This is a genomic window from uncultured Thiodictyon sp. (assembly GCF_903828115.1).
In the GTDB taxonomy this organism is placed as follows: Bacteria; Pseudomonadota; Gammaproteobacteria; order Chromatiales; family Chromatiaceae; genus Thiodictyon.
On record NZ_CAIKKU010000134.1, the window covers coordinates 1 to 2905 of the forward strand.

The window sequence follows — 2905 nt, forward strand, 5'->3', positions numbered from 1 at the left end:
GCAACGCCCTGGGTATGACGGATAGCAGACCCCAGCCCTGAAAGGGCGTGACATAAGGAACCCCGCCGTTATGTCACGCCCTTTCAGGGCTGGACCGAAAAACAACGCTAACCCAGGGCGTTGCCCTGGGCTGGTATGTTCGACCTCGTTGGGGTCGGTATGCAACCTGGTCGACACCCTGCTGGCCCTGATCAAGTCGTTCCGGGAGGTGGGCGAGACCCGTCGGCGGGAGACCCTGGCGCGGCTCGACGGGCTCAAGTGGCGGCCGTTCGAGGCACTGAGTCGGGATTAGGGTAGCGATGGGTTTCGCTTCGCTCTACCCATCCGGGATTAGCCGATCCAGGGCCGGTGCGGGACTGAGTTGCACACGCCGTCTTCAGGGATGTCCACTCAGGCCAAGGTCCGCCGCTGTGCTAGACTGCAAGCCTGAATTCAGACCGAATAAGGGTGCCAACCATGACTGACTCCATCATCAGCCTCAGCGCGTTCAAGTCCGATGCCAGTCGGCTGCTGGCGCGGATGCGCGAGGAGCCGGGTGTCCTGGTGCTGACCCAGAACGGCCGCGCCAGCGCCGTGGTCCAGGACTATGCGCAGTACCAGTTGCAACAGGAGGGGCTGCTGATGCTCAAGCTGCTGGTGCAGGGCGAGGCGGACATTGCCCAGGGGCGTCTCATCCCCCAGGAGGAGGTCTTCGCGGCGTTGCGTACCAGCCTGGAGGCGTCTGCGATCGAGTCGCAGCGCGATCAATGAGTGGGGTGCGGGTCGCGTGGACGGCGACCGCCCGGCGCGACCTGGAGGCGATCATCCGTTACATTGCGCGCGACAGTGCGGACAAGGCCCTGGCGGTGCTGGAGCGGCTGGAGTCCCGGGCGGCGACGCTGACGACTCATCGGGAGCGCGGGCGGGTGGTGCCGGAGTTGCGCGCCGTCGGCACCCTTCACTATCAGGAGATCATCGAGCGCCCCTGGCGCATCGTCTACCGCGTCCAGGGCGAGCGGGTCCTGGTGCTGGCGGTGCTCGACGGGCGCCGCAGCTTGACCGCCTTGCTCTTGGAGCGTTTGGTGCGCATCTGAGCCAGGGGCCTTGGTCCGCGCAGCGGACCCTACGGTTCAGAGTTCCTCCCACGGCGGATACACCAACCCGGGAATCCGCGGTGTGTCGACCCGGAAGCCGCAGCGGCGGGCATAACCCTCGAAGACGGTGATCTTGTAGGCCAGTCCCTCCGGCATCCCGGTGTCCGACCAGTGGTAGCGGCGCTCCCACTCTTGGGGGCCGCGGATCAGCGGCCAGCCGCAGACGGCGAGCCACAGGGCGAAGGTCGGGGCGGGCGAGGCGAGGGTTTCCGGTTCCCCGGCGTCCGCGTCCGCGTCGTCGCCGTTCCCGACGGGTGCGTGCTCCTCCCAGATCAGGGTGTCGCCCCGGCGCCGGGCCGCGATCCGTGCACCGTCCGCCCTCGCCGCGCCGACGACGAAGGCCATCCGCCCCTCGTCGTGCCGAATGCGGTAGGGCGGGTCGGCAAAATAACGCACGAGGCTCAGCCCGTGCTTCCAGTTCGCGACCCAGAAGCCTTGTTGCAGATAAAAGCGCACCGCGCCCTGCCAGGGCCAGGCGGTCTCCAGGCGCAGGCCCCCGAGCCCCAGGTGGCGGGCGGCCCCCTCCAGCGCCGCCATGACCCGGGTGCCGCACCCGCTGCGCCGCCCTTCCGGGAACAGATACAGGCTCGCGATCCACAGGCAGGGCTGGCCCCAGCCGAGGTCCCGGACCATCACCGCGACCGTGCCCAGGCAGGTGCCGTCCTGTACCAGCCAGTAGGGCCGATAGCCCAACAGGTCGGCGGGGTCCCCCGGCACCTCGCCGTCGGTCAGCCCGCGCCGCGCCCAGTCGTGGATGGTCTCGTCCGTCAGGGACCGCGGGTCCGGGGCCGCGTCGAACCGGTACTCGAGATAGGTGCACAGTTCGCAGGCGCGCCACAGGCGGCGCTGCGCCGGGCTGCCCGGGGCCGCCGGCCGCAACAGGGGCACCGCGGCCAGGCAGTCCGCCAGGTCGGCGTTGTAGCGCTCGGTCGGGTCGTCCCGGTCGCGGACCCGGGGCATGGGGGCGGGCCCGGCGGCTCAGGGGGCCTTGGTGATCGTCGCCTTCTCGATCAGCAGCGGGTACTTGTAGCCCGAGCCGAAATCCATGTCGACAACCAGGGTGCCGACGACCGTGACCATATCGCCCGGGTTCGCGGTATCCATGGTGGTGATCGTGATGTCATTGGAGCCGTCGGCGGTGTCGCCGGTGCCGTCGCGCAGGTGCACCCAGTTGCGGTCCATGATCTGGTTGTTGACCTTCGCGACCTTGCCGTGCAGCGTCACCTGCTTGCCGCTGAGCGCGGTGCGTTCCTTGTACAGGTCCCCGACCGACTTCGCGGGCGCGGCGTCCTGGGCAAACAGGGGGGCGACCAGGAGTGCGGACAGGAGTGTCGCCAGGGGGAGGGGGGTTTTCATCATCGGCCGCCTTTTGGTGAACAACTGGTTGGAAGCGGCGATTGTACCCCGCTAATGCTTGGAGAACAGGTCGCGCAGGCGGCACAGGAGCATGCTGGGATCGAAGCCGGGGTCGGGCAGGACCTCGCCGCTGAGCACCGAGCGCAGCGCGCGGTCGGCGTCCGGCTCGCCGGTCAGCAGCAGATCCACCCCCTGCTTGGCCATGCGGCGGCGAAAGCCCTCCCCGGCCTTTGGTGGCGATGGCGATTTTCATGTGAGCGATAGACGTTGGAAGGCGTGACCCTGGTCCAGGGCAGCGGGGGCGGGGCGGTCCGCGCGGGTGCGATCAGAACTGATGTGGTGACCGAGATCCCGTGTACTCTGTCGTTGTCTTTGTCGTTGTCGTTGTCGTAATCGAATAATCCGACCACGATTAC

Annotated in this window: 6 protein-coding genes; 3 read left to right on the forward strand and 3 right to left on the reverse strand. The window is 68.2% G+C overall.

All coding sequences use genetic code 11. From position 1 onward, the window contains the following. The first annotated feature begins 148 nt into the window (after positions 1-148). The 3 genes from QZY48_RS05115 (at position 149) to QZY48_RS05125 (ending at position 1073) form a co-directional block, all read left to right on the forward strand. Positions 149-292, forward strand: a complete 144-nt coding sequence (locus QZY48_RS05115) for a hypothetical protein (RefSeq protein WP_295428597.1) — start codon at positions 149-151, stop codon at positions 290-292. Positions 293-456: 164 nt separating this feature from the next. After that, complete coding sequence (locus QZY48_RS05120) at positions 457-750, forward strand: type II toxin-antitoxin system Phd/YefM family antitoxin (protein ID WP_295428599.1); 294 nt, start codon at positions 457-459, stop codon at positions 748-750. Next, positions 747-1073, forward strand: coding sequence for a type II toxin-antitoxin system RelE/ParE family toxin (locus QZY48_RS05125; RefSeq protein ID WP_295428601.1), 327 nt, complete (start codon positions 747-749; stop codon positions 1071-1073). The genes QZY48_RS05120 and QZY48_RS05125 overlap by 4 nt, the downstream gene beginning before the upstream one ends. Before the next feature lie 36 nt (positions 1074-1109). On the opposite strand, the gene QZY48_RS05130 is transcribed toward QZY48_RS05125, so the two are convergent. From QZY48_RS05130 to QZY48_RS05140, 3 genes are read right to left on the reverse strand one after another with little or no spacing between them, the layout of a single operon-like run. Then, positions 1110-2093 (reverse strand): GNAT family N-acetyltransferase, encoded by a 984-nt coding sequence (locus tag QZY48_RS05130; RefSeq protein WP_295428603.1) that lies wholly within the window; start codon positions 2091-2093, stop codon positions 1110-1112. A gap of 18 nt (positions 2094-2111) precedes the next feature. Continuing rightward, the gene (locus tag QZY48_RS05135; protein WP_295428605.1) at positions 2112-2489 is read right to left on the reverse strand and encodes a hypothetical protein; all 378 of its coding nucleotides are present in this window, start codon (positions 2487-2489) and stop codon (positions 2112-2114) included. Positions 2490-2540: 51 nt separating this feature from the next. Next, positions 2541-2693: a hypothetical protein gene (locus QZY48_RS05140; protein ID WP_295428606.1), complete on the reverse strand. Its 153-nt coding sequence runs from the start codon at positions 2691-2693 to the stop codon at positions 2541-2543. Between the last annotated feature and the right edge of the window lie 212 nt (positions 2694-2905).

Bases quoted from the DNA above. Each gene is read 5' to 3' on its own strand.
- QZY48_RS05120 (WP_295428599.1), top strand. From the start codon at position 457: ATGACTGACTCCATCATCAGCCTCAGCGCGTTCAAGTCCGATGCCAGT.
- QZY48_RS05125 (WP_295428601.1), top strand. From the start codon at position 747: ATGAGTGGGGTGCGGGTCGCGTGGACGGCGACCGCCCGGCGCGACCTG.
- QZY48_RS05130 (WP_295428603.1), bottom strand. From the start codon at position 2,093: ATGCCCCGGGTCCGCGACCGGGACGACCCGACCGAGCGCTACAACGCC.
- QZY48_RS05135 (WP_295428605.1), bottom strand. From the start codon at position 2,489: ATGAAAACCCCCCTCCCCCTGGCGACACTCCTGTCCGCACTCCTGGTC.
- QZY48_RS05140 (WP_295428606.1), bottom strand. From the start codon at position 2,693: ATGGCCAAGCAGGGGGTGGATCTGCTGCTGACCGGCGAGCCGGACGCC.